This is a genomic window from Neorhizobium sp. BT27B (genome assembly GCF_050455485.1).
Lineage (GTDB): Bacteria > Pseudomonadota > Alphaproteobacteria > Rhizobiales > Rhizobiaceae > Neorhizobium.
Genome location: NZ_JBCIYT010000002.1, coordinates 160,443 through 185,378 on the forward strand (window position 1 = coordinate 160,443; position 24,936 = coordinate 185,378).

General features: G+C 61.1%; 24 protein-coding genes. 14 read left to right on the forward strand and 10 right to left on the reverse strand.

The genetic code is table 11. From position 1 onward, the window contains the following. The first annotated feature begins 25 nt into the window (after positions 1-25). Together AAIH70_RS06225 and AAIH70_RS06230 are read left to right on the forward strand one after the other, a co-directional pair. Positions 26-778 carry a Crp/Fnr family transcriptional regulator gene (locus tag AAIH70_RS06225; RefSeq protein ID WP_430033616.1) on the forward strand — a complete coding sequence of 251 codons (753 nt, stop codon included), beginning with the start codon at positions 26-28 and terminating at the stop codon, positions 776-778. Positions 779-799: 21 nt separating this feature from the next. Then, positions 800-2,710, forward strand: coding sequence for a hybrid sensor histidine kinase/response regulator (locus tag AAIH70_RS06230; RefSeq protein WP_132271332.1), 1,911 nt, complete (start codon positions 800-802; stop codon positions 2,708-2,710). Between the two features lie 200 nt (positions 2,711-2,910). Here the strand turns inward: AAIH70_RS06230 and AAIH70_RS06235 are convergent, their stop codons facing one another. Continuing rightward, positions 2,911-4,674 carry an ABC transporter ATP-binding protein/permease gene (locus AAIH70_RS06235; RefSeq protein WP_132271333.1) on the reverse strand — a complete coding sequence of 588 codons (1,764 nt, stop codon included), beginning with the start codon at positions 4,672-4,674 and terminating at the stop codon, positions 2,911-2,913. 281 nt (positions 4,675-4,955) lie between these two features. On the opposite strand from AAIH70_RS06235, the gene AAIH70_RS06240 reads away from it, so the two are divergent. The 6 genes from AAIH70_RS06240 to AAIH70_RS06265 all read left to right on the forward strand — a co-directional run bounded on the left by AAIH70_RS06240 (position 4,956) and on the right by AAIH70_RS06265 (position 9,785). Continuing rightward, complete coding sequence (locus tag AAIH70_RS06240; RefSeq protein ID WP_132271334.1) at positions 4,956-6,092, forward strand: ABC transporter substrate-binding protein; 1,137 nt, start codon at positions 4,956-4,958, stop codon at positions 6,090-6,092. Between the two features lie 9 nt (positions 6,093-6,101). Further along, complete coding sequence (locus AAIH70_RS06245; RefSeq protein ID WP_132271335.1) at positions 6,102-7,022, forward strand: branched-chain amino acid ABC transporter permease; 921 nt, start codon at positions 6,102-6,104, stop codon at positions 7,020-7,022. An 11-nt stretch (positions 7,023-7,033) separates the two neighbouring features. Beyond that, a complete protein-coding gene (locus AAIH70_RS06250) occupies positions 7,034-8,005 on the forward strand; it encodes a branched-chain amino acid ABC transporter permease (protein ID WP_207908223.1) in 972 nt (323 codons plus the stop codon). Continuing rightward, positions 7,998-8,750 (forward strand): ABC transporter ATP-binding protein, encoded by a 753-nt coding sequence (locus AAIH70_RS06255; protein WP_132271337.1) that lies wholly within the window; start codon positions 7,998-8,000, stop codon positions 8,748-8,750. Before AAIH70_RS06250 ends, AAIH70_RS06255 begins: the two co-directional genes overlap by 8 nt. Continuing rightward, positions 8,750-9,433, forward strand: a complete 684-nt coding sequence (locus AAIH70_RS06260) for an ABC transporter ATP-binding protein (RefSeq protein ID WP_430033620.1) — start codon at positions 8,750-8,752, stop codon at positions 9,431-9,433. The genes AAIH70_RS06255 and AAIH70_RS06260 overlap by 1 nt, the downstream gene beginning before the upstream one ends. A 64-nt stretch (positions 9,434-9,497) precedes the next feature. Further along, complete coding sequence (locus tag AAIH70_RS06265; RefSeq protein ID WP_132271339.1) at positions 9,498-9,785, forward strand: hypothetical protein; 288 nt, start codon at positions 9,498-9,500, stop codon at positions 9,783-9,785. Between the two features lie 178 nt (positions 9,786-9,963). On the opposite strand, the gene AAIH70_RS06270 is transcribed toward AAIH70_RS06265, so the two are convergent. Genes AAIH70_RS06270 through AAIH70_RS06280 form a run of 3 tightly spaced genes read right to left on the reverse strand, consistent with a single transcriptional unit; the run spans position 9,964 to position 12,715 of the window. Further along, on the reverse strand, positions 9,964-11,145 hold the full coding sequence (locus AAIH70_RS06270; protein WP_132271340.1) for a pyridoxal phosphate-dependent aminotransferase: 1,182 nt from the start codon (positions 11,143-11,145) through the stop codon (positions 9,964-9,966). After that, positions 11,145-11,840 carry a TetR family transcriptional regulator C-terminal domain-containing protein gene (locus AAIH70_RS06275; protein ID WP_132271341.1) on the reverse strand — a complete coding sequence of 232 codons (696 nt, stop codon included), beginning with the start codon at positions 11,838-11,840 and terminating at the stop codon, positions 11,145-11,147. Before AAIH70_RS06275 ends, AAIH70_RS06270 begins: the two co-directional genes overlap by 1 nt. Continuing rightward, complete coding sequence (locus AAIH70_RS06280) at positions 11,837-12,715, reverse strand: dimethylarginine dimethylaminohydrolase family protein (RefSeq protein ID WP_132271342.1); 879 nt, start codon at positions 12,713-12,715, stop codon at positions 11,837-11,839. The genes AAIH70_RS06275 and AAIH70_RS06280 overlap by 4 nt, the downstream gene beginning before the upstream one ends. 222 nt (positions 12,716-12,937) lie before the next feature. On the opposite strand from AAIH70_RS06280, the gene AAIH70_RS06285 reads away from it, so the two are divergent. The 4 genes from AAIH70_RS06285 to AAIH70_RS06300 all read left to right on the forward strand — a co-directional run bounded on the left by AAIH70_RS06285 (position 12,938) and on the right by AAIH70_RS06300 (position 16,158). Further along, entirely contained in the window at positions 12,938-13,711 is a 774-nt protein-coding gene (locus AAIH70_RS06285; RefSeq protein ID WP_132271343.1) for an ABC transporter ATP-binding protein, read from the forward strand. A gap of 39 nt (positions 13,712-13,750) precedes the next feature. Next, a complete protein-coding gene (locus AAIH70_RS06290; protein ID WP_132271344.1) occupies positions 13,751-14,533 on the forward strand; it encodes a transporter substrate-binding domain-containing protein in 783 nt (260 codons plus the stop codon). Positions 14,534-14,626: 93 nt separating this feature from the next. After that, a complete protein-coding gene (locus AAIH70_RS06295) occupies positions 14,627-15,334 on the forward strand; it encodes an ABC transporter permease (RefSeq protein WP_132271345.1) in 708 nt (235 codons plus the stop codon). A gap of 8 nt (positions 15,335-15,342) precedes the next feature. Beyond that, positions 15,343-16,158: an ABC transporter permease subunit gene (locus AAIH70_RS06300; RefSeq protein ID WP_132272511.1), complete on the forward strand. Its 816-nt coding sequence runs from the start codon at positions 15,343-15,345 to the stop codon at positions 16,156-16,158. A 131-nt stretch (positions 16,159-16,289) separates the two neighbouring features. Here AAIH70_RS06300 and AAIH70_RS06305 read toward each other — a convergent pair whose 3' ends face one another. After that, positions 16,290-17,057 (reverse strand): endonuclease/exonuclease/phosphatase family protein, encoded by a 768-nt coding sequence (locus AAIH70_RS06305; protein WP_132271346.1) that lies wholly within the window; start codon positions 17,055-17,057, stop codon positions 16,290-16,292. An 84-nt stretch (positions 17,058-17,141) separates the two neighbouring features. Here AAIH70_RS06305 and AAIH70_RS06310 point away from each other — a divergent pair, with 84 nt between their 5' ends. Beyond that, on the forward strand, positions 17,142-18,092 hold the full coding sequence (locus AAIH70_RS06310; protein ID WP_132271347.1) for a lysylphosphatidylglycerol synthase domain-containing protein: 951 nt from the start codon (positions 17,142-17,144) through the stop codon (positions 18,090-18,092). On the opposite strand, the gene AAIH70_RS06315 is transcribed toward AAIH70_RS06310, so the two are convergent. Both AAIH70_RS06315 and AAIH70_RS06320 read right to left on the reverse strand, forming a co-directional pair. Continuing rightward, positions 18,054-19,655 carry a phospholipase D-like domain-containing protein gene (locus AAIH70_RS06315; RefSeq protein ID WP_430033625.1) on the reverse strand — a complete coding sequence of 534 codons (1,602 nt, stop codon included), beginning with the start codon at positions 19,653-19,655 and terminating at the stop codon, positions 18,054-18,056. The genes AAIH70_RS06310 and AAIH70_RS06315 overlap by 39 nt on opposite strands. 24 nt (positions 19,656-19,679) lie before the next feature. After that, the gene (locus tag AAIH70_RS06320; RefSeq protein WP_165931910.1) at positions 19,680-19,844 is read right to left on the reverse strand and encodes a hypothetical protein; all 165 of its coding nucleotides are present in this window, start codon (positions 19,842-19,844) and stop codon (positions 19,680-19,682) included. A 158-nt stretch (positions 19,845-20,002) separates the two neighbouring features. On the opposite strand from AAIH70_RS06320, the gene AAIH70_RS06325 reads away from it, so the two are divergent. Further along, positions 20,003-20,506: a ferritin-like domain-containing protein gene (locus AAIH70_RS06325; RefSeq protein ID WP_132271348.1), complete on the forward strand. Its 504-nt coding sequence runs from the start codon at positions 20,003-20,005 to the stop codon at positions 20,504-20,506. A gap of 78 nt (positions 20,507-20,584) precedes the next feature. Here the strand turns inward: AAIH70_RS06325 and AAIH70_RS06330 are convergent, their stop codons facing one another. The 3 genes from AAIH70_RS06330 to asnB all read right to left on the reverse strand — a co-directional run bounded on the left by AAIH70_RS06330 (position 20,585) and on the right by asnB (position 24,858). Beyond that, entirely contained in the window at positions 20,585-20,782 is a 198-nt protein-coding gene (locus AAIH70_RS06330) for a hypothetical protein (protein ID WP_132271349.1), read from the reverse strand. Between the two features lie 368 nt (positions 20,783-21,150). Then, the gene (locus AAIH70_RS06335) at positions 21,151-22,782 is read right to left on the reverse strand and encodes a GumC family protein (protein WP_132271350.1); all 1,632 of its coding nucleotides are present in this window, start codon (positions 22,780-22,782) and stop codon (positions 21,151-21,153) included. Between the two features lie 126 nt (positions 22,783-22,908). Further along, the gene (asnB, locus tag AAIH70_RS06340) at positions 22,909-24,858 is read right to left on the reverse strand and encodes an asparagine synthase (glutamine-hydrolyzing) (protein ID WP_132271351.1); all 1,950 of its coding nucleotides are present in this window, start codon (positions 24,856-24,858) and stop codon (positions 22,909-22,911) included. Positions 24,859-24,936 lie beyond the last annotated feature (78 nt).

The window sequence follows — 24,936 nt, forward strand, 5'->3', positions numbered from 1 at the left end:
GCTATTGGGTTCAGGGGATTTCGCGATGCTGTCGGTTGCATATAGTGCTGAAGCAAAACACGTAACGGCCGCAAGGCTTGCGCCGCAGCCGGAACGGCTGGAAGAGCTTTTTTGTGCGGTGCCGCGCGAATCTTTTGAAGCCGGCGAAGGTGTCTTCTGGGAAGGCGACCAGGCCGACCACGTCTTCAAGGTCTCGGAAGGCGTGCTGCGGGTGTTCAAGATCATCGCTGACGGTCGCCGTGTCATTACCGGCTTTCTTCATGCCGGTGATCTGGTCGGCCTGTCGCTGAAGGATCGTTATCTCTACAGCGCCGAAGCCGTCACCCCGGTTCGCCTGCGTCGTCTGGCCCGCAAGCCTTTTGCCGAAGCGCTTGAAAAATGGCCGGACCTGCGCCCGCAGTTTTTTGCCCGCGTCTGTGACGAGATGGCGACCGCCCAGGACCAGATGGTGCTTCTGTCGCGCAAGAGCGCCGAGGAACGTGTTGCCACTTTCCTGATGCTGCTCGCCCGCCGTCTGCACGGCTGCCACCCGATCGGCCGCCGCATCCATCTGCCGATGAGCCGTCTCGACATGGCCGATTATCTCGGCCTCACCATCGAAACGGTATCGCGCACCATCACCAAGCTGGTTGCACGCGGTGTCATCAGCCCCGAAGGGCGCCACGATTTTGCGATCTGCAAACCAGGAAAACTGCTTGCGCTCTGCGGTGATGGCGATAGTTACGAAGAAACGATCGACCGCGAGCCAAAGATGCGACAGGCGATCTGGCCACACTGAAGGCCGGGATTGGGATACGGCATGGACGACCAAATCATCGACAAGGGCGAGGGCGACCTCGCCCTCAAACTTTCTGCACTCGACCCGCTGCATATCGTCGTGCACGATGGAGACGGCGTGATCCGTAACTGGAGCACCGGCAGCGGCAGGCTTTTTGGCTGGTCCGCGCGCGAGGCGGTCGGCAGTACCCTGACCGATATTCTGGCGCCTGAAGAAGCGCTGTCCATCCCCGAGATTGATGCCGTCATCCGCATGTATGGCCGCTGGAAGGGCAATCTCGTCTATCGCCATCGCGATGGTCATCCGATTTCGGTTCTCAGCCGCTGGCTGCATCTGCCGCAGGAAAATGGCCTGCCGCCGCTGATCATGCAGGTCAATGAGGATTTTGAAGCAGCCGCCTCGATCCGCGAGGATCTGGCGGCGCGCGAGGCGCATTTCCGCTCGATCCTGCAGACCGTGCCGGAGGCCATGGTCGTCATCGACGAGCTCGGTATCATCACGTCGTTCAGTTCGGCTGCGGAAGACCTGTTCGGTTATCAGGCGAGCGAGGTCGAAGGCCGCAATGTGTCCATGCTGATGCCGAACCCGGATCGCGAGCATCACGACCGTTACATCGGCAAATATCTGGCCACCGGCCATCGCCGCATCATCGGTATCGGCCGCGTGGTCAAAGGCTTACGTAAAGACGGCACGACCTTTCCGATGGAACTGGCCGTCGGTGAGGCGCTGTCGAACGGCAAGCGCGTCTTCACCGGTTTCGTGCGCGATCTGACCAGTCGCCACAAGATAGAGGAAGAACTGCGGCAGGCGCAGAAGATGGAAGCGATTGGCCAGCTCACCGGCGGCCTTGCCCACGATTTCAACAACCTGCTCACCATCATCAGCGGCAATCTCGAAATCGCCGAGGCCAAGGTCACCGATCCCAAGGTGCAGATCCTGCTGCGGGAAGCGCAGGGGGCGACCGATGACGGCGCCAAGCTGACCGGGCAATTGCTGGCCTTCGGGCGAAAACAGCCACTCAACCCGAAACTGACCGATCTCGGCCAGATGATCGCCAGTTTTTCCGAGCTTATCCGCCGCACCATCGGTGACCGTATCGAGCTGCGGACCGTCGTCACCGGCGGCGCCAACGAGGCGCTTGTCGACGGACCGCAATTGCAGAACGTGCTGCTCAACCTGACACTCAACGCCCGCGACGCCATGCCGGAAGGTGGCGAACTGTCGATCGAGGTCAGCCGCGTTTATCTCGATCAGGATTATGCGCAGATGTACCCGGAAATGCGGGCAGGCGAATATGTGCTGATCGCTGTCACCGATACCGGTATGGGCATGAGCGAGGATGTGAAGGTCCGCGCTTTCGAGCCGTTTTTCACCACCAAGCATGGCGGCGGTGGCACGGGGCTCGGCCTCAGCATGGTCTATGGTTTCGTGCGCCAGTCGGGCGGCCATATCCAGCTGGAAAGCGAACTCGGGCAGGGCACCAGCCTGCGCGTCTTCCTGCCTTCGGTAACGCGCAAGACGGCGGCACTCGAGGATGCCGTTTCGATTGCCGATCAGGCGCCGATCACCGGCGGCAAGGAGCCGGTTCTGGTGGTGGAAGACGATGCACGCGTGCGCCGCATTGCCGTGGCACGGCTGGAAACGGCCGGTTACACCGTGCATCAGGCCGGCGGCGGCGTGGAGGCGCTGGAAATTCTCGGCAAACATCAGGATATCGTGCTGCTGTTCACCGATGTCGCCATGCCCGGCATGTCGGGCGACAAGCTGGCGCAGGAAGTGCGCAAGCGGCGGCCGGATATCAAGGTGCTGTTCACATCGGGTTTTGCAGAGCCGGAAGTGGCGTTGCAGCAGTTCGCCGAACATTCGGCGTGGTTGAAAAAGCCATATACGGCGCGGGAACTGGCGGCGCAGATGCGAGCGCTGCTGGATTGAGGTTTGGGCTGGTCTGAGCCCTATTGTTAGAAAGTCCCCCTCTGGCCTGCCGGCCATCTCCCCCACAAGGGGGGAGAAAACATGCCGCCACCGCCTGCCTCAATCGAGCGTCGGCGGATCGGCTGGGTTAAGCCCTCCCCCTTGTGGGGAGGGTGGGGAGGGGCCTTTGATCTTTATCCAACTGGCCTGATCTGCCGCACTCACAGCGGCTGCAAGTGTATCGCCCGCGATTTCATGACCTCCTGGAACAGTTCCTGGCGGCCGATATAGATGATGGCGCTGTCCTTCATCTCGTCCATCACCTTGAGGATTTCCTCCTGTGTTTCCGGCTCCAGCCCTTCCAGCGCGTCATCGAGGATCAGCCATTTTGGCGCGGTCAACAGCACGTTGGCGAGGCGCAGGCGGGCCTGATCGTCTTCTTCAAGAATTCTGTCCCAGCGTTCGTGTTTGTCTAGGTCGGGGATCATGCGCTCCAGCCCGGCGCGCTTGAGAGCGTCTCCAATAGCGGCGTCATCGAAAGTGGACGGATCGCGCGGGTAGGACACGGCGGCGCGCAAAGCCGTATCGGGGAAATAGCGCCTCTGCGGCATGAACAGGATGTCACCCTGTGGCGGCAGCTCTATCTGGCCCTTGCCCCATTGCCACAGGCCCGCCATCGCCTGGAACAGCAGGTGGCGATTGACGCTGGCATCGCCGTTGACCATCACCCGTTCGCCGGGCGCGATGGTGATTTCCGTGTCGGGGATTTTCAGGCCGCGATCCGTCGGTGTGCCGGGAGGGCCTGGCAGGACGCTGAGATCACGCAGCACGATTTTCTGGTCCGCGCCGTAAACGTGGGTGAGGTCGGAACGGGTGACATCGGGCCTGTCCATCTCCAAGAGCGCCTTGCGGAAGGTCGAGACGCGGTAGAGCGCTGCCTTCCAGTCGGCGATCTGGCGAAAATTGTCTATATACCAGCGCAGCGCCGCATTGACCTGCGTGAACGCGCCGACCGCCACCATCAGCCAGCCGAAGGACAACATGCCGTTGAAATAGACCGGCGAGGCAATCAGGATCGGTGCCACCAGCGTCAGCCAGCCGAAACCGGAGGAGACCCAGGTGAGATTGGTGATGGCGAGCGCCTGCCGCCTGATGACGGCCAGCACGGTGGTGACGGCGTTCTGGATCTGGCCGCGTTCGCTGTCTTCGCCGCGCGCCAGCGTGATCGAGGCAAGATTTTCGTTGGCATGCATCAGCGAGAAGCGCAGCTCGGCTTCCTTGGAATAACGCTCGGCATTGATGGTGGGCAGGCGGCGGCCGACAAAACTGCTTAGCAGCGAGGCGGTGCCGGCGTATATGAGCGCCGCCCAGACCATGTAGCCGGGAATGGCGATGTGGTGGCCATAGAGATTGAAGGCGAAATCCGCCGAAATTTCCCAAAGCACGCCAATGAAGCTGACGAGCAGGATCGACGAACTGACAAGCCCGATCGACAGCGACGTGGTGATTTCCGCCAGATTGCGGGCGTCTTCATGCAGGCGCTGGTCCGGGTTGACGCCGATTGCGCCGAAATTGGCGAGTTTCATCGCGCGGCCGGCCTTCATCCACTGTTCGATGAGATCGCGGGTCAGACCTTCGCGCATGTAAAGCGCGGTCATCTGGTTCAGCCATGCCTGGATGACATTCAGCACCAGCAGCACGCCGGCGATGATCACAAACACTTCCAATTGCACCAGAAAGGCATCGAGATCGCGGCGCTGCAGGCTGTCGTAGAACGGTGCGTTCCAGCTGTTGAGGCGATACTGGCCATAGGTGGTGGCGAGAATGATGACGAGGAGGGAGACCGCGAGCGCAACGATGCGGGTCTTGATCTGCGTGTTCCAGAAGGCGCCGAGCATCATGTGCAACTGGGCAAAAAATCCGAAATCCGAGGGGGCGATGTCGAGCTTGGCGAGTGGGTCTTCTGTCTCGGATATCTGTGCCATGCAATCGGTCCGTCACAACAACTGGATGCGGGTTTCCACCATTCCTTATACCGTCAAAAGGTTAAGCGGGTTGCCTTGTCACGGTGGCAGCCACGGGATTTTGCAACTTGTGGCGCAAACCCTTGTAAAACCATAGTCCTGCGAGGGTGGAAACGCAAAAGCTCGCGTCCGGCATGTGGAAGTTTTCCCATAAACGTGAGATGGGATGACAAAAGCCTGTCGGCACAAAGAATGCCGGGCGGCCAACGACCATGGAACAGTCGAACCAACGGGAGCATGCCATGAAGACTCTTCTGTCCGCCGCCACGCTGGCACTCAGCCTCAGCGTTTCCTCACTCGCGGTTGCCGAGCCGATCAAGGTCGGCCTGATCACCACGCTTTCGGGTGGTGGTGCAGGTCTCGGCGTCGATACCCGCGACGGCTTCATGCTGGCCATCAAGCAATCCGGCAACACGGATATCACCGTCATCACCGAGGATGACGCGCAGAAGCCGGAACTGGCCGTGCAGATCGCCGACAAGATGATCCAGAGCGATCAGGTCGATATTCTGACCGGCATCGTGTGGTCGAACCTGTTGATGGCGGTTGCTCCGAGTGCCGTGGCGCAGGGCAAGATCTACGTCTCCACCAATGCCGCGCCGGCGGCGCTTGCCGGTGAAAAGTGCAACCCGCTCTATTTCAATGCCGCCTACCAGAACGACAATCTTCATGAAGCCGTCGGCGAATATGCCAACAAGGACTACAAGAAGATCTTCATTATGGCGCCGAACTACCCGGCCGGCAAAGACTCGCTGACCGGCTTCAAGCGTTATTACAAGGGTGAACTGGCTGCCGAAGTCTATACCAAGGTCGGCCAGACCGATTACGCCGCCGAAATCGCCCAGATACGTGCCTCGGGCGCCGATGGCGTTTTCGCCTTCTTACCCGGCGGCATGGGCATCGCCTTCATGAAGCAATATGCCCAGTCTGGCGTGAAGACACCGATCATGGGACCGGGCTTCTCGTTCAGCCAGGATGTTCTGCCGGCGATCGGTGATGCGGCGCTTGGCGTGAAAAATTCCGGCCAGTGGGTGAAAGATCTCGACAACGAGGCGAACAAGAAATTCGTGCCGGCCTTCCAGAAGGAATATGGCCGTCTGCCGTCGGTTTATGCGGTTCAGGCCTATGATGCCGCACAGCTGATCCTGTCGGCTGCGGCCAAGGCCAGTGTCAAGGATACCAAGGCGTTTGCCGCTGCGCTGAAAGCCGCCGACATCCAGTCACCGCGCGGAAAATTCAAGTTCAACAACAACCTGCACCCGATCCAGGATATCTACATCACCGAAGTGGTGAAGGAAGACGGCGTGCTGACCAACAAGACGGTGTCAAAAATCTTCACCGATCATGGCGATGCCTATGCCAAAGACTGCAAGATGTAAGGATTTTTGGTGATCCTGTCTCTTGCCCTCGAGCAGTTGCTCAATGGCCTGCAGCTCGGCGTCATGCTGTTTCTCATGGCGGCCGGGCTGACGCTGATCTTTGGCGTCATGGGCCTGATCAATCTCGCCCATGGCTCGCTCTACATGGTGGGCGCCTTTGCCTGCGCGGTGGTTGCGGCTGCCACCGGGTCGTTCTGGCTCGGACTGGCGGCAAGCCTTGTCGCTGCTGCGGCCGCCGGGGCGATCGTCGAGTTTCTGGTGATCCGAAAACTGTATGACCGGGATCATCTCGATCAGGTGCTCGCCACCTTTGCGCTGATCCTTGTCTTCTCCGAGGGTGCGCGCTGGGTGTTTGGATCGTTTCCGCTCTATCTCGATATTCCACCGCTTCTGGCGGGTGCGGTGCCGCTGCCGGGTATCGAGGCCTATCCGCTCTATCGCCTTGCCATCATCGGCGTCGGCGCGCTGGTGGCGCTCGGCCTCTACCTGCTGATCTCGAAAACCCGGCTCGGCATGCGCATCCGTGCCGGTGAAAGCGACCGCGAAATGATCGCGGCGCTTGGTGTCGATATCCGCACGCTCTACACCGTCGTGTTTGCGCTCGGCTCGGCGCTGGCGGGCTTGGCGGGTGCGCTGGTCGGGGCGCTGCAATCGGTGCAGGTCGGCATGGGCGAACCGGTGCTGATCCTCGCTTTCGTGGTCATCGTCATCGGCGGTATCGGATCGATCAAGGGCGCGCTGGTCGGCGCGCTGATCGTGGGTTTGACCGATACGCTCGGGCGCTTTCTGCTGCCGCCGCTTCTGGGGCTGGTGATGCCGGCTTCCACGGCTGCGACGGTCGGTGCGTCTCTGGCGGCGATGCTGATCTATATCGTCATGGCGCTGGTTCTGGCGTTTCGGCCGCGCGGCCTTTTTCCGGCAAAGGCGTGACCGGCATGACATTGTCTCGCGAAACCGTCATCAATCTCGTGCTGGCCTTGGCTCTTCTCATCGTGCCCGTCGTGGCAAGTCAGATGGGCCAGCCCTTCACCGTGACACTTGCCACCCGCATCGCCGTGCTGGCGCTGGCCGCGACCGGCCTCAATATCGCGCTCGGGTTGGGCGGTCTCGTCTCCTTCGGCCATGCTGCCTTTTTCGGCATCGGCGGTTATGCGGCGGGCATTCTGGCAAGCCATGTCTTCTCCGGCGAGCCGATGCCTTTCGGTTTCGAAGGCAGCAACCAGATGCCGGTGATCTGGATTTTTGCCGTGATGGCCTGCGGTCTGGCAGGTCTTGCGATCGGCGCGATCAGCCTGCGCACATCCGGCGTCTATTTCATCATGATCACGCTCGCCTTCGCGCAGATGATCTATTATTTCGCGGTTTCCTGGCCGGCCTATGGCGGCGAGGACGGGTTGTCCATTCTGGTGCGCAACCAGTTTCCCGGCATCAACACCATGCTGCCTCTGAGCTTCTTTCTGCTGAGCTACGGCGTGCTGATTGTCTGCATCGGCCTGTTTGCATTGCTGCGAAACGCGCGTTTCGGCACGGCATTGCAGGCGGCGCGACAGAACGAGGTGCGTGTCGCTTCGGTCGGTATCTCGCCCTATGGCATAAGGCTGACGGCATTTGTCCTCTCGGCGATGATGACGGGATTGGCCGGTGCGCTCTACGCCGATCTCAACAAATTCGTCAGCCCGTCCATGCTCTCCTGGCACATGTCGGGCGAGCTGATCGTGCTGATCATTCTCGGCGGTACCGGCCGTCTGTTCGGGCCGGTGGCGGGGGCGATGCTTTACGTCATCTTCGAGTTTGCATTGGGCGGCATCACCGAACGCTGGCAGTTCTTTCTCGGGCTGATCCTGCTCGGCGTGGTGCTGTTTGCGCGTGGCGGGCTGATCGGGCTTCTGGCCGGAAAGGCGCGGCATGGTTGATCGCCCGATCCTTGAACTGACCGATCTCGTCAAGACGTTTGGCGCGTTGCGGGCCACCGATGGCGTGACACTCGACCTGCGCGCCGGTGAAATCCATGCGCTGATCGGCCCCAATGGTGCCGGCAAGTCGACGCTGATCCACCAGATCTGCGGCACACAGCAACAGGATAGCGGCACGATCCGTTTTGCCGGCCGGGATATCGGCCGCATGGGTGTTTCCGAACGGGCGCGTCTGGGGCTTGGGCGCACGTTTCAGGTGTCATCGCTGGCGCCGGAGTTTTCCGCGCTGCGCAATGTCATGCTGGCGGTACAGGCCAAAGGCGGATCGAGCTTTCGGTTCTTCAGGCCGGTGATGCGTGACCGCGCCCTGATCGACCAAGGCATGGCCATGCTGGAGCGCGTTGGGCTTGCGCAGCGCGCCAACATTCCAGCGGCGGAACTGTCGCATGGCGAACGGCGGCAGCTGGAAATCGCAATCGCTTTGGCGCTTGGCTCGAAGGCTTTTCTGTTGGACGAGCCGATGGCCGGAATGGGGCCGGAAGGCTCCAAGCGGCTGACCGGCTTTCTCGATGGCCTGCGCCATGAAGCGCCGATCTTGCTGGTCGAGCATGACATGGATGCGGTGTTCGCACTGGCTGACCGGATTTCGGTGCTGGTCTATGGCCGTATCATCGCCACCGGCACGGTCGAAGACATCCGTCGTGATCCCGCGGTGCGCGCCGCCTATCTCGGAGATCATGCCTGATGCTCTTGGATGTTCAGAATATCACCACGTTCTACGGCAGCAGTCAGGCGCTTTTTGGCGTTGATCTGGCGGTGGCGGAAGGCGAGGTCGTGGCCTTGATGGGCCGCAACGGCATGGGCAAATCGACCACCATCAAGTCGATCTGCAACCTGATGCCGCCGAAATCCGGCCGCATCACCTTTGCCGGTCGATCGACGGAAAAACTGCCGCCGCACAAGGTGGCGCGGCTGGGCTTGGGGCTTGTGCCGGAAGGGCGACGCTGTTTTGCGAACCTCACCGTGTTTGAAAACCTCGTCGCCGCCGCACGACCGGGCGCGTGGACACTTTCGCGGATCAACGAACTGTTCCCACGGCTGGACGAGCGGCATGCGCAGATGGCGAGATCGCTGTCCGGCGGCGAGCAGCAGATGCTGGCGATCGGCCGGGCGCTGATGACCAATCCTCGTCTGCTGATACTGGACGAGGCGACGGAGGGGCTGGCGCCTGTCATCCGGCAGGATATCTGGCGGGCGATCCGCTCGCTGAAAGAGGACGGCCTGTCCATTCTCGTGGTCGACAAGACGCTGTCGGAACTGCTGCCGGTGGCGGATCGCTGCGTCATCCTCGAAAACGGCCGCAGCGTTTGGGCCGGGACGCCGGATGCGCTGAACGCCGACCTGCAGGACCGGTATCTCGGTATTTGATCTATTTCGGAACCAAGTCTTCTCAAGGCATGTTATCCTGGCTGAAACGGCAGGAGGACCCGTCATGCAGGATCGTACGGCAAGTGATAATCATGAAGCCCGCAAGTTCGGCAGCAGCCAGCCGAACATCGCTCGCAGCTGCGGCACCGGTGAGCCGCACCATGCACCGGACCCGGTGATGGCGGACATGCGGCGTGCCAAGAAGGCGTTGGAGGGCGAGACGCCGCCCGGTTATGTCGCCCATGTGGTGGATGCCGGCGATTCCGGCGGTTATGTCTCGCCTTACGAGGTCGACATGGATGACGACCCGGCCGAACGCGATGCCCGTCGACGCAGCCATGAGGCGGAGTAGTGTGAGCCTCATATGAAAAAAAAGACCCCGCCCCAAACCCCTCCCCACAAGGGGGAGGGGCTTAACCTGGCCGCTCCGCCGTGGCTCAATTGGGGCAGATGGTTGCCGCAAATCTTCTCCCCCTTGTGGGGGAGATGGCCGGCAGGCCAGAGGGGGACTTAATTTACACGCGATAGCATCACGCCTTCGCAGCCAGCCGTCCCGCCAGCGCGGCAATCCGCGCCATCGCGGTTGCCAGCACATCTTCCGGCACCGTCAGCGAAATGCGCAGGAAACCGGCGGCCTGATCGCCGAACGACGTCCCCGGCATCACCGCCACCTTTTCCTCGCGCAATAATTCCCAGGCAAATTCCTCGCCGCCCAAACCGGTGGCCGTCACATCCAGCAGGATGAACATGCCGCCTTCCGGCAGCATCGGCTTGACCAGATTGCTGCCGGCAAAGCTTTTGGCGACGATTTCGGCGCGGCGGGCGTAATTGCCGCGCATGATGTCGGCGGTGTCGAAATGATGAGAGAGCGCCAGCGCCGTCATGTCGGAAATGAACGGCTGCACGCCAAACAGCATGGTTTCCGAAACCGGCAGCACCTTTTCGCAGAACTCTTCCGGGCCGGCAGCCCAGCCGCTGCGGAAGCCCGGTGCGGCGTGTGATTTCGAGATCGACGAGACGGCGATGGTGCGGTCGGCCAGTTCGGGCAAATCGAAGGGCGAGGCGAATTTGACGCCGTCGAAGATCAGTTCCTCATAGACTTCGTCGGAAACGATCCAGAGATCGTGTTTGCGGCAGACTTCGCCGATGGCGGCGATTTCGGCCTGCGTCAGCACGGCGCCGGTCGGGTTGTGCGGGGTGTTGAGCAGAAGTACACGCGCTTCAGGCGTGATCGCCCGTTCCAGATCGGCGGCCTGCAGATGAAACTTCTTTTCCGGGCGCAGCGGCACCGGGATCATGTGCGCACCGGTGGAGGCGATCACGCCTTCATAGGTGGCATACAGCGGATCGCCGACCAGCACGCCGTCGCCGCGCTCGACGAGACCGGTCATGACGCCGTAAAGCGCCGTCTGGGTGCCGGGGAAGCAGAGAAAATTGCGCTCGCTGATGCCGGCGCGGCGCTTCGAATACTTTTCCACCAGCGCCTTCAGCACCGCCGGTTCGCCGCGACCGTTGGAATAACGCGTGCGTCCGGCATACATGGCGCGCGAGGCTTCATCGAGCAGGGCCTGATCGGGTGCCACATCCGGCTCGCCGATCGTCAGTTCGATAATGTCTTCGCCGGCCGCCTTCATGCGCCGTGCATTGGTGTGAAGGGCCCAGCGACCGGAGCCGAGATGGGCGAGGCGGTCGGTGATGGAGGCGTAACGCATCAAATGTCTTTCTTCAGTGGGTCGGCGGGTGGGATGCCATCTGCACCCTGTGTGTCGTCTGTCTGCACCGAAAGGTCGCCGGATTTCAAGCCAAGCAGCGTCTCGACCGAACGAAAGGCCAGCGCCTGCAGTTCGCCTTCGGCGAACAGGTCATCTGCCAGCGTTGCTTCCAGCCAGAGCCCGTCGAGAAGTCCTGTCAGTGCGACCGTGTGGTGATGGCAGCGCGCGACTTCTTCCGGTCGATTGTTTTCGATGAAGAAATCGCGGAGCAGGTTTTCAAGTGCGGTCAAAATGGCCGTGTAGTTTTCGCGGTGGATGGCGGCAAAGGTCGGATCGTGCCTGATATGGCCGATAAAGGCCGCCCAGAGCGACAGCATGCGCGGATCGGTAACGCTGGCCGAGTGGTTGGCATCGATGAAACGGCCAAGCCGCTGTTTGGCTGTGCCGGCGCTGTTGGCCGCCTCGATGGAGCCGGAGGTCATGGCCGCCATCATCTCGCGATAGGCGGCCTGCATCATCTGGTCCTTGCTGTCGAAATAGTGCCGGATCAGGCCGCCGGTGACACCGGCGCGGGCTGCGATCTGGCGCACTGTGGCGCCCTGTATGCCGAATTCGGCAATACAGTCGAGCGTTGCGGCAATGAGATCCTCACGCCGCTCCGTTTCGCTTGCCCGATGAAAGGTCCGTCGGCTCAATTTTTCTCCCGAAGAATGGGGCGGGTGAGGCATGTCGGCCCGCCCTCGCAGGCGATGCAGAGCGCATCCGCCTCAAACGTTTCGACCTTGCAGCCATGCGCTTCCATCGCCGCCTTGGTGTCCGGAAAGCCGCTGACCATGATGACATGGTTCGGCGTGACCGGTAGAACGTTGAGGTTGAGGCCGTTGCTGGCCGCAAAATCCGCTTCCGGGGCGTGGATCAGCGTATACTCACGTTCGCGCAGCAGCATATAGAATGCGGCGGGCATCAGCGGCGCATGCACCAGCGCCAGTTTCGGCGCCAGCGGGCTCATCACCGACATCAGATGCAGGCAGGCTTCCTCGCCCTGCCACAGCGGCAGGTCGAAACCGAGGACGGTGACGCCGATTTCTGCAAGGATCGTCTGCATCTGCTCGATGCCGGCCTGGTTGGAACGCACGCCGCGGCCGATCGCCAGCGTCTTGTGATCCACCCAGATGCAATCGCCGCCTTCCACCGTGCCCGGCGCTTGGATGCGGCCGAGGATCGGGATGCCGGCATCCCGATAGGTCTTTTCGTGCAATTCCGGTTCGGCTGCGCGCAGCGGCTTGCCCATGCGCAGGATCACGGCGCCCTTGTCGGTCATCAGCGAGGGGTCGTGGGTGAACATGCTGTCGGCCAGGCCGTCGCCGTCATCCTCGATCCACAGAACCTCCGCGCCGGACTTTTCCACAAGGCCTGCAAACACCTTGTGCTGTTCGATCGCCTTGTTTGCGTCGAAGGTCGGGCCGTAGTGCCAGTTTGCCGCATCCGCAGCCAGAAGGCTTTTTCCCGGCCGGCGCATCATCACCCGCAACAGCCGTTCAGACATGGCCTGGGAGCCGTATTCGCTCATGTAAAAAACCCCTCGAAAGCTATGGGTTGATCTGTTCCGGGCAACACAATGGCCCGGTCAGGTTGTGTGTTTGGCTTATTATACGCTTGAGTAATTTTTGGACAAGTGCAAAACTTGCCCCAAAATCGGGCTGCAATTCCAGCAGGTGGTCCGAAGATATGCGCTGGGGGAACATGTCAAAACAGCAGATCGGGCGGCAAACGCCCGGCGGTGACGGTGTGAATGAGTGATACGGCGCAAGCCATCGAGGTCCGCGACCTCCACAAGCGGTTTGGCCCGCTTGAGGTCCTGAAGGGTGTGTCCCTGACGGCCAAACAGGGTGATGTCATCGCCATTATCGGCGGTTCGGGGTCCGGCAAGTCGACGCTTTTGCGTTGCATCAACATGCTGGAACTGCCCAGTGCCGGTTCGGTAACGGTGCATGGCGAAACAATCGAGATGAAAACCGACGGTCATGGCGGGCTGATCCCGTCCAACCGCCGTCAGGTGCAGCGCATCCGCACCCGGCTCGGCATGGTGTTCCAGAGTTTCAATCTCTGGCAGCACATGACGGTTCTGCAGAATGTCATCGAAGTGCCGGTGCATGTGCTGAAACAGCCACGCGACGAAGCGATCGCGGTGGCCGAGACCCTCCTGAAACGCGTCGGGCTCTATGAAAAGCGCGATGCCTATCCCGCCTTCATGTCCGGTGGCCAGCAGCAGCGTGCGGCAATTGCCCGTGCGCTCGCCATCCAGCCGCTGGTCATGCTGTTCGACGAACCGACCTCGGCGCTCGACCCGGAACTGGTCGGCGAGGTTCTCTCCGTCATCGGCGATCTGGCGCGCGAAAAGCGCACGATGATCCTCGTTACCCACGAGATGAAGTTTGCCCGTCAGGTGGCGAGCCATGTGGTTTTCCTGCATGGCGGCGTCATCGAGGAACAGGGCCCGCCTCAGGCGATTTTCGAAGATCCGAAATCGGAGCGGCTGAAGAAGTTCATCAGCTCCATCCATTAAAGCAATCAAAAAACCTGCAAAACCTAAAGGGGACAAACCATGAAGAGCATTTTGAAGACGGTCGCGCTCGCAGCACTGGTTGGTGTTGCCGCTGTCGGCGCCGCATCGGCCGAACCGATCAAGGTCGGCGTTGCCGCAGAACCCTATCCGCCGTTCACCTCGCCGGATGCCAGCGGCAAGTGGGTCGGCTGGGAAGTCGAGTTCATGAACGCCGTCTGCGCCGAAGCAAAGCTGGAATGCGTCATCACCCCGGTCGCCTGGGACGGTATCATTCCGGCGCTGACCACCAAGAAGATCGACGCCATCATGTCGTCCATGTCGATCACCGACGAACGCCTGAAGACGATCGATTTCTCCGACAAATATTACAACACCCCGACCGGCATCATCGGTCCGAAGTCGGAAAAGTTCACGGCAACGCCTGAAGGCCTCAAGGGCAAGATCCTCGGCGTTCAGGTTTCCACCATCCATGCCGAATATGCCCAGAAGCATTTCAAGGACGTGGTTTCCGAGATCAAGGAATACCAGACGCAGGATGAGGCCAATAACGACCTCGCCGCCGGCCGCGTCGATGCCGTTCAGGCCGATGCGATCACGCTCGACAGCTTCCTCGCGTCCGATCAGGGCAAGGAATGCTGCGAAAGCAAGGGCAATGTCGTCGATGATCCGGCCGTTCTGGGTGCCGGCGTCGGCATCGGCCTGCGCAAGGATGAAACCGAGCTGAAGGGCAAGTTCAACGCCGCCATCAAGGCGATCCGTGCCAACGGAACCTATGACAAGTTCTCGAAGGCCTATTTCGATTTCGACGTCTACGGCAAGTGATTGCCTGATTGCTTGCGGTTCCGGCGCCTGTCGCCGGGACCGTTCTGTTTTGATCCCTCCTGACGGAGCCGATCCTCGAATGGCGGTAATTTCATGGACCTGAGCCTGCTTGCTTTATCTCCCCCCGGATGGGGTGGCGTTCTGCTGGCTGGTCTTTTCAGTTCGTTGCAGCTTGCGGTCGGCGGTTACCTGCTCGGCCTCATCATCGGTATCGGCGGCGCCTCCGGCAAGCTGTATGGCGGGCCGATCGTTCGCGACCTGCTGGAAATCTACACGACGCTGGTGCGGGCCATTCCCGAACTGGTGCTGATCCTGCTGCTCTATTACGCCGGCACCGATCTGGTGAACCAGTTGACGGCGCTGCTCGGCCTGCCGTCGGTGGATATCAGCGGCCTTGCCGCCGGCATTTTTGTCATCGGCGTGGTGCAGGGAGCCTATTCGACCGAGGTTCTGCGCGGCGCCATCAAAGCCATTCCGGCCGGCCAGATCGAGGCGGCACGCGCCTATGGCATGTCGCCGTTCATGACTTTGCGGCGCATCACCCTGCCGGCCATGCTGCCCTATGCCGTGCCGGGTCTGTCCAATCTCTGGCTGATCGCCACCAAGGATACGGCGCTTCTCGCCGTCGTCGGTTTCAGTGAACTGACGCTGGTGACGCGACAGGCTGCGGGCACGACCAAACATTACCTGACCTTCTTCCTCGCTGCCGGTGTGCTCTATCTCGCCGTGACGCTGGTCTCCAACATCGCCATCGGCGCCATCGAAAGACGGGCGCGACGGGGCATGGTGCGGGAGGCATGACGGTGATGATGAAGGACGAAGCCACCATCCTGCCTGCCTACAAACCGCCAAAGGCACGCAGCCTGTTGGAGCCGCACCGGCTGTTCCTGATGGCTGTGTTTGTCGGCGTCTTTGCCTGTGCCGTCGTTTTCATGCGCTGGGACTGGCTGCCAAAATATCAGGACAGGCTGATCGCCGGCATCTGGCAGACGCTGGTGCTTCTTGCCACCACATCCTTCTTCGGCTTCCTGCTGGCCGTACCGCTCGGTTTGGTGCAGGTCACCGGGCCGCGACCGTTGAAATGGCTGGCAAACGGTTTCTGCACAATCATTCGCGGCACGCCGCTGCTGTTGCAGCTCTGGTTGCTTTATTACGGTCTCGGCTCTCTGTTTGCGCAGTTTCCGGAAATCCGCCAGTCGTTCATGTGGCCTTATCTGCGCCAAGCTTGGCCCTATGGTTTCACGGCGCTGATGCTGTCCTTCGCGGCTTATGAAGGCGAAGTCATGCGCGGCGCCTTTGCCGGTGTGCCGAGGGGCGAACTGGAGGCGGCACGCGCCTTCGGCATGCGCCGTTTCACCATGTTCCGCCGCATCTGGCTGCCGCGCGCCATCCAGCGTTCGCTGCCGACGCTGAACGGCGAGACCGTTCTGCAGTTGAAGTCGACCCCTCTCGTCGCAACCATTACCGTGATGGATACCTATTCGGTGATCGCCAAGGTTCGCTCGGATACGCTGCTGACCTACGAGCCGCTTCTGCTTCTGGCGCTGATCTATCTGGTGCTGACCGGCATTCTGGTCGTTGCCTTCCGTTATCTGGAAAACCGCGTTCCCAACCGCGGCGCCTGATGTCCCCAAAGAAAAGGCGCTTCCCTCATCTAAGGGAAGCGCCAGACGGGGAGGTATCCATGACGCGCCGCCGCGGTTGGATGCGTCGGCACGGGCTGTCAACTTTCCTATCGTGATTTGGTTCCGCCGCCTCAGAATTCGATCGTCACCAGCAATGGCAGATGATCGGAGGCCAGCCGCGTCAGCGGCGTCGAGACAGCCTTGGCTTCGATGATTTTGGGGCCGCCCGCAACAAACACATGGTCCAGCCGCAGCAGCGGAAAACGAGACGGAAAGGTGCGGCTTGCCACCTTGCCGGTTTCGACGCCGATATCGCGCATCGTCGATGCCAGTTGCCTATAGGCGGGGGATGAGGGGATGGAGTTGAAATCCCCCATCAGCAGGCGTGGTTTTCCCAGCGCATCGGGGTGGCCGATCCAGTCCGGCCCGGTGATGATCGCCGACTGGCGCACACGCTCGCGGCGAAACAGCCCGAGATGGGTGTTGAACACCTGCAAGGGCCGTCCGCCGATATCGATTTCCGCCCACAAGGCACCACGCGGTTCGCCGTAGGATGGCAGGGCATCGGCCTTGATCAGGCGCGTCGGAAAGGCGGAGAGGATGGCGTCGCCGTAATTTTCCTCCTCGACACGCAGGGCCGGGTGGAAATGAAAATCCATTTTCAACAGCGAGGCGATGGCATGCGCCTGATCGATGCCGCCGCTGCGCTTGCGGCCGACATCGAGTTCCTGCAGGCCGATGATATCCGGCTCCAGCCCGGCGATCACATCGGCGATGCGGGCCGGATCGAGTTTCTTGTCGGTGCCGATACAGGAATGCACGTTGTAGCTCAGGATCCTGAGCTGGCGGGCCTGTGTTTCAGGCGTGATCGGGGCAGAAATTGTCGGGCGGTCGTTCATGACGCAGGGAACACCTTCGGCAGTGTTTTCGTTCCGCTTTCACGACCGAAATCCACAAGAGCATAATTGCAGGAGCGAGACAGGGTGAAGCGCCATTTAATCAGGATCGTTATCGCGCTTGCCGTCTGCATTGCCGCCTGGCTGGTTTATCGGGCGTTAGGGCGCTACAGCATCGCCGATATCAGCGCCTCCATGGATGCCATTCCGGCGGTGCGCATCGCCAGCGGTTTTGCCTTCGTGATCGCCTCCTATGTCTGCCTCAGCTGGTTCGACATGCTGGGCCTGAAATATGTCGGAAAGCCACTGGCTTACCGGCGGGCGGCGCTGGCATCCTTCACAGCCTTGTCCATCGGCCACAATATCGGCGTCGCGGCGCTTTCCAGCGGCACGGTGCGTTATCGCTTTTATGCGCGCTGGGGGCTCACCGGCGAACAGGTGGCAAAAATCATCCTGTTCTGCGGTGTCACGGTGGCGCTCGGTCTGGTGACGCTGGCGGGACTGGCGCTGGTGCTGCAGCCGGGGCAGGGGCTGGAACTGCTGGAGCTGGACGAAGGCGCGAAACGGCTGCTCGGGTTCATTCTGCTGGCCGCGCCGGTTCTTTATGTCGGTTTCTGCGCGAAGGTCCGAAAGCCGCTCCGGCTGCGGTCGTGGCGGCTGGAGCCGCCGTCGGCCGGTATCGCCATTGCTCAGGTCACGGTCGGCACGGCCAATTTCGCCTGTGTGGCGGCAGCGCTCTACCAGTTGATGACGGCGTTTACCGATGCCGGTTATCTGGAAGTGGCGGCGGCTTACGTGACGGCCATGCTGGCCGCCATTCTCAGCCATGTGCCGGGCGGTCTCGGCGTGCTGGAAGCCGCAATGCTCAGCCTGATGCCGGCCAGCGCCTCGATCGGCGCACTGGTGGTGTTTCGGGCGCTTTATTATTTCGTGCCGCTCGTCATCGGCGTGCCGTTGCTGATCGCCAGCGAGGCCTATTACCGCCGTCGGCCGGTGCCGTCAGCGCAACAGCCCCAGGGTCAGCCGCGAGAGGCTTAGGCGAAACAGCGAACGCACCTGCTGATAAGGCCAGAACGGGCGTTTGGGGTCGGCAAGGCTGGTGCCGATCACCGAATCCGTTTCGCCCTTGCTGATATCCACATTGAACGGGCGTAGGCCACGTGTGCCGGCATTGAACCGGTCGATGGTCGCGAGCATCGAACCGGTCTCGGCCATCGAGGCCGAAATCTCCTGCCGTGTGACGCCGAGATGTTCGGCCAGCAGATCGTCGCGCATGGTGGTGATCGCGGCTCGACCTTCATCGGTTACCGGCTCGAAGGCGAGGTCGGATTCCGTGTCCAGCCCTTCCGAGCGGTAGTTCAGATTGGATGAGCCGATGCGCAGCAAACGGTCATCGATGACGATCAGCTTGGAATGCACGATGATTTCCCGCTCGCGGCCCTCGGCATCGGCGGTGACGGCATAATAGATGCGCAGGCGGTTGAAGCGGTCATTGCGTTTCAGCTTGCGGATCAGCCGGTTGCGGTTGTTGCCCATCATCACCTTCTCCAGAAATCCGTGGGATTCCTGGGTGACGAGAATGACGATTTCCGGCCCGTCCTCTTCCTGCAGCCGTGCCGCGATGGTGCGGGCAACGCCGAAGGAGGCGAGATACTGGGATTCGAGATAGATATGGCGTTTTGCGGCGCGCAGCGCGTCATGGGTCAGGCGGATCGACTCGCGGTGGCCGCGCTTGCCCTGCCAGCGCCACGGCATGGTGAGCGCCAGCCCGGTCGGGCAATGGGTCAGCGCAGGCGCGAGATCGTCCGGCCACAGCGTGTCGGCATGGCCATCCGGCTGGTTATCCAGCAAGGGCACGATCTGGCGTGTCGCCCGCTTCCAGCGTTTGCGTGCCACTTCACCGACGATGGATGCGGCATCGCCCGAGACGATTGCCTGCATGTCATGCACGGGGCCATAGGGTTTTCCATCCGGAGAGATCCGCAGCGGCTGTTCGACGGCATGCTCGCGCGTGTCCCAGCGGCGGGCGGTCAGGTCGATGCCGCCGAGAAAGGCCACGGCATCGTCGATGCAGACGATCTTCTGGTGATGGCTGGCGCGCAAGGGGTGGCGGAAATCGAACCGCAGCGCGATGCGCTCGTGGGCGTTCCATTCCATCTCGCCGAACATGCGAAAGCTTTTGCCCGAATAGACCGGCCCCATGCCCCAGACGAGGATGCGCACCTGCAGCTCCGGCTCCTCTTCGACGCGTTGACGCAAAAGCGCGCCGATCGTCGGGCTGTCTGCCTCGCCGGGGCGCAGCAGAATGTCGGGGTTGAAATCCCAGCCGATGATGAAGATCGCGCGTTTTGCCTTGAGGATCACCTGTTCGAGGCGGCGGTAATAATCGGCGCCATCGACCAGAAAGGCAGCCTTTTCGGCGTTTGCCGTACGCCAGGCATTTCGGCCATGCCTGATGATGGATTCCGGCGTTTCCGCTGCGGAATGATTGCTGGTCTTGTTCATCGGATACACGTGGTCACGCCCCAAAATTCGGTCGTGGCCATAAACGCGCAGGCGCGCCGCTTGTTCCCTGACGTGGTTGCGCGCCACAGGCAGCATCAGACATTTAAATCCTGCAATTTCCTAATGTTGGGCCGCATGCAATGGCGGAGCATCGCTTTCATCGGGATTGGGAAGCGGTATCTCGTCCGGAAGAAGGTCCGGATCGGGTTCCTCGATCGGCGGTTCCGGTATCCAGTTGGGGGCAGGCATCGGTGGCTGTTCGCTCGGTTCGCGTGGGTCTGGCATGAAATATTCCCTGATTTGCTTGGCGGAGCCTCAGTCGGAAACCGGAAAGCGGCCCGAAGGTTCCGACATAAATGCCCACCATGCGGAACCGCCTTAAACTTGCCCGCGTTAACGGCATGATTGAAATGCACGCTTGAGCAGAGAGGAGAGGTTGAGCGATGACCCATGTCCAAATTCATTTCGATGCCTGGCTTCGCGATGCATTCGCCGCGGAGGGCCAGTCGATCACCATGCTCACCAGTCAGGCCAGAAGGATCCAGAATTATCCGGATCTGAAGGCACGGGTGGAAGATCATCTTGTCGAGACGCAGGCCCAGCAGGAGCTTTTGCGCGGTCTGTTGGAACGCACTGCCGGCCCCCCGTTGATCAGAACCGTTGCCGGCAAGCTCGGCACTGCGGCGCAGGGCATCAGCGGCATGCTGGCCGGTGACGAGATCATCAAGGGTGCGATGGCGACCTACATTTTCGAGCAGGGCGAAATCGCCAGCTATCAGGTCCTGATGGCGGCCGCCGATGAACTCGGCGATGCGGAGGCGGAAGATGTGCTTTCCCGCATCATGGAGCAGGAGGTGGCGATGGCCAACTGGCTGCACGAGCATCTCGATGTGCTGACCCGCATCTACCTGATGCGCGACGAGCGCGATCTGCAGGCCAAACGCTGACCGTTTTCAAGGAAACAGAATAAAAAGCCGCCAGTTGGAAGGCTGGCGGCCGGATTTACAAAGGTCCTGTTCAGATGGTCATGCGTTGACATGACGCGCGAGATCGCTCTCGGTACGGGCGCCCTTCTGATAGGACAGCATGATCCGTGCTGCGAGGTCCTGAGCGGCGAGGCTTTTTCCCTCGAAACCATGCTCGGCGCAGGTATCGTTATAAAACTTCTGCAGAAATGCGAGCTCTTTCGGATCGAGCGTCGGATATGCCGTGGATGAATTCATGTTTCTGCCTCCACACCGGGGGGCGAAAGCGATCCAGGCCAAACATGTTCGGCCTGTTCTTCCAGTCGCGGCCGCCCTTTATTCGTCCTGGCCGTCGATAACTCGAGCCTACGCCCTGATTGAAGCTTTGCAAGGCAAATCCATTTTGCAGTACGGCAAGAGATTGGGCGTAAGGTCCGCGCCGAAGGATGACATCAGACGGCTGTGATGACCGATCATCTTTGTCTATCGGTAACATGCTGAAATTATTATCTTTATTGATGAGCCTTTGACGGTTTTCCGGCTTGTGCATCGCGGTTGGCGCGCCGGCTCGCGCGCTTTCACAAATTTGCGAGAACCGGTTTTAGGGCCCCGCAAACCCTGTCAAATCAGGCGGAAATGTAGCGCGGGCGGGCGTTTCGGAGATAACCGAGAAGACCGAAGACAAGCGCCAGCCCTGTGCCGATGGCTGCACCAGCAATGGTGCCACCGACCATCAGCAGAGGTGTGCTCGGCGGCCAGCTTTTGGTTTTCGGTGCTACCGGATTGGAGATCACCCGCACATTGCTGGTGTCGATTTCCTGACGTTCGCTGATCTGGTTGGTGCGGCCGAGATAGGTTTCGTAAACGGCAGCCTTGGCGCGGGCATCACGTTCCAATTCGCGCAACTGTACCTGCGCGTCGTTGTTGGTGAAGACGGTGGCGCGTTCGCTGTCGGAACGGTTGCGCAATTGCGCCAGCGTCGCGCGGGCTTGTTCGCTATCCTGTCGTGCCTGCTGCAGGATGCGGTCGGCTTCCTCGGCGATCGCGCTTTCCAGCGTCGCGCGTTCTGACTGCATGGCGACAAGGCGCGGATGGCGGCTGCCATAGGTGCGGGTCATTGCGCCGATCTGCTGTTCGAGCGCGGTGAAATTGCCGCGCATCGTCGTCATCGCGGCGGAATCGAAGATGGTGGCGCTGGCGATGCGGCGATCGGCAACGGCCGATCGCATCTGGTTATAACGCGTTTCCGCCTGGATCAGCCGCTGCTGCGCATCCAGAACCTGCGTATCGAGGGCGCTGGAAATGCGGCTGCTGGTCAGCTCGCCGGCGCTCGATTGAAGCTTGTTGTCGCGCTTGAACTGTTCGACCTTTTCTTCCGAAAGGGTGACGGAGGCGCGCAGTTCATCGAGACGGGAATTGATGCTGGCGGCAATGCGGCCGGCGCTTTCCGAAGACGACTGGAAAAGCTGCGCCTGAAACGCCTCGACGATGGCATTCGACAGGCGAATGGATTTTTGCGGATCTGCAGTCCACACCGACAGCATGACCACGAAGGACCGTTCTTCGCGTGACGCTTGTACACGTTCCTCAAGCGCGCGCTGCACGGCAAGCTCGCGTTGGTCCTGCGAGAGTTCACCGCCGCTGCTGCCCAGAAGCGAAGAGAGCAGGCTGGGCTTGAAGAATTCCGGGTCTTCCGTCAGCTTCTGGTCGCGGATCACCTGACGAAACACGTTGCCGGAGGTGAGGACGCGCAGCTTGCTGCCGACTTCGAGTAGCTGCGAATCCCGCTGCGGATTGGCGGCGGTCAGGTCGTCGGGCGTGACGTTCAAGTTGGATGGGTCGACGATCAGGTCGGTATAGACAGTGTAACGCGGCGTCGTCGTGGTGGCGTAACCAAAGGCCAATACGGCGCCGATAATCGCCATCACCACGATGAGAAGGAAACCGCGCTGCAGCCAGCGCAGGACATGGCCGATGCCGATCTGCGTCACGCTTTGCCATTGCGCCTGCAATCGGGCTTCCAGCGCAGACGACTCGTCATCGCCGAAGGATGCAGAGGGATAAGACGCCTCGGTCCGCGGGGCGGTGTCCGGTCGCGACGCTTCAGGACGCTCGCTGCGATGGAGCGGGCGGGCTCTGTCCTCGTCGGTGTCCGGGCCGGCCTGATCGAGAAGCGAGCCGGCGGAGGACGAACGACGGAGCGGGGCGTTTGCCCGCACCTGTCGGCGATTATCTTCGGACTCGTTGGGCCGGAACATACACATCCTCCATCCCGTGCAATGATCGCAGGGAGAATTCACATGCACCAACTATGAGCCAACCTCATGAAAATAGGGTTAAGTTAGCAAATTCGATTATATGTCGGCTTTTGAAATACCGATTTATCACGCCGCTTGCGATGCATCGACAGCCGGCGTGACAAAAGCCTGATGCCACAGCTGGGTCGAAAGAATGCCGACAAAGGCGGCATTGTCGCGGAAGCCGCTGGCCGGTTTGGCCATGCATTTGCGGGCGAGCATGGCAACGGCTTGCGGATCAAACAATCCGCCCTCTGCAATCGCCGTTTCGTTCATGACGGCCGGAACATAGGTCTGGCCGGAGGAAGGCATGAAGGAGGCGCTGTCGGGCGCGCGGTACGGTTGTTTTGGCCGGTTGGCGACAACAGGTGGCAGCAGATCGCGGGCGACGCGGCGAAGGATATGCTTTTCCTCCAGCCCTTTGAGCTTCAGGCTGGGCGGCAGGTGGTTGGCGAATTCGACGAGGCGATGGTCGAGGAACGGGAAGCGCCCCTCGATGCCATGCGCCATGGCCATACGGTCCCCCTGGCTCGATAGAATGTAGCCCGGCAGCAGGAACCGCATTTCCAGATATTGCGCCTGGTTGAGCACATGCCAACGCGAGAAATCGGCAGGCAGGCGTGACACGAGTTCATCCGCTGCATTGTAACCGGCAAGCTGCTGTTTCAGGCTGTCGGAGAAGAAATTTTTGGCCGAGCCGGTGTTGCGCAGGCGCGGGCGCAGCGCAAACAGCGGATCATCGAGACTGTCCTTGGTGGTGCCGAAGAAGGCAGAGAGATAACCCGCCGACTGCTGTTTCAGGCCGGGCAGGTAGGGATAGAGTTTCTTGAACAGATGCGGCCGGATTTTTGATCCGGGCTGGCGGGCGCAGAAACGCCGCACCTTGGCTTCCTTGAAGATGTCGTAACCGGCAAACACCTCGTCGGCGCCTTCGCCGGTCAGCACCACCTTCATGCCGCTTTCGCGCACGAGGCCGGACAGCTGGAAGAGGGGAGCCGGGGCGGTGCGAATGATCGGCCGCTCGGTGAAGCGGATGACATCCGGGAAACTGCCGGCGATCTCGGCGGGGCCGCAGGTGATGGCGTTGTGCAGCGTGCCGAGCGCCATGGCCACCGCCATCTGGTGCAGGCTTTCGTCATGTTCGGGGCTGTCGAAGGTGACGGAAAAGGTGCTGAGGCCGGCCGGCGCCATCGGCGCTGCGATCGCCGTGATCAGCGAACTATCCAGCCCGCCCGAAAGATAGGCGCCGACCGGCACGTCGGCGCGCATGCGCAGGCGCGTGGCGTCGGTCAGAAGCGCGCGCAGTTCCTCAACGGCTTCGTCTTCGTTCATAGCGACATGATCGCCGGCATCGGCAAATTGCGGTGCCCAATAGGGGCGGATATCGACACGGTCGTTTTCGATGATGATACGGCCCGCCGGTTCCAGTTCAAAGATATCGCGGAAGGCGGTGCGCGGCGCTATCGGCGCCCACAGCGTAAAGATCTGGTCGAGCGCAAAAGGATCGAGTTCGGCGACGATGCCGGGCACCTGCAACAGCGCCTTCACTTCCGATGCGAAATAGAACGTGCCGTTGCGCTGTGCATAAAACAGCGGCCTGACACCCATGCGGTCGCGGGCGAGCAGCATGCGGTGGCGGCGTCCGTCCCAGATGGCGAAGGCAAAATCACCGTTGAGGCGCTGCAGGCAGTCATCACCAAAAGCCTGATAGAGATGCAGGATGACTTCCGTGTCCGAGCCGGTTCTGAACCGGTGGCCGGCGGCCTTCAGCTCATCGCGCAGTTCGACATAGTTGTAGATCTCGCCGTTGAAGACGATGGTGAGGTCGTCATCGCCTTCGGTGAGTGACATCGGCTGCTGGCCATCACCGAGGCCGACGATCGACAGGCGCACATGGGCAAGGCCGAGACCGGGGAGGGTTTGGATGCCGCGTTCATCCGGGCCGCGATGGGCAATCGCCTGCGCCATCGACGTCAGCAGCCCCTGCGACTGCTCCATCGGCACGCCATCACCCAGAAAGCCGGCAAATCCGCACATGACCATTACTCCAACACCAGAGTTTACTTAAGCAAACCCGGCTGGAGGGCCGGTTAATTTTAATAAACCGTCCCGGAC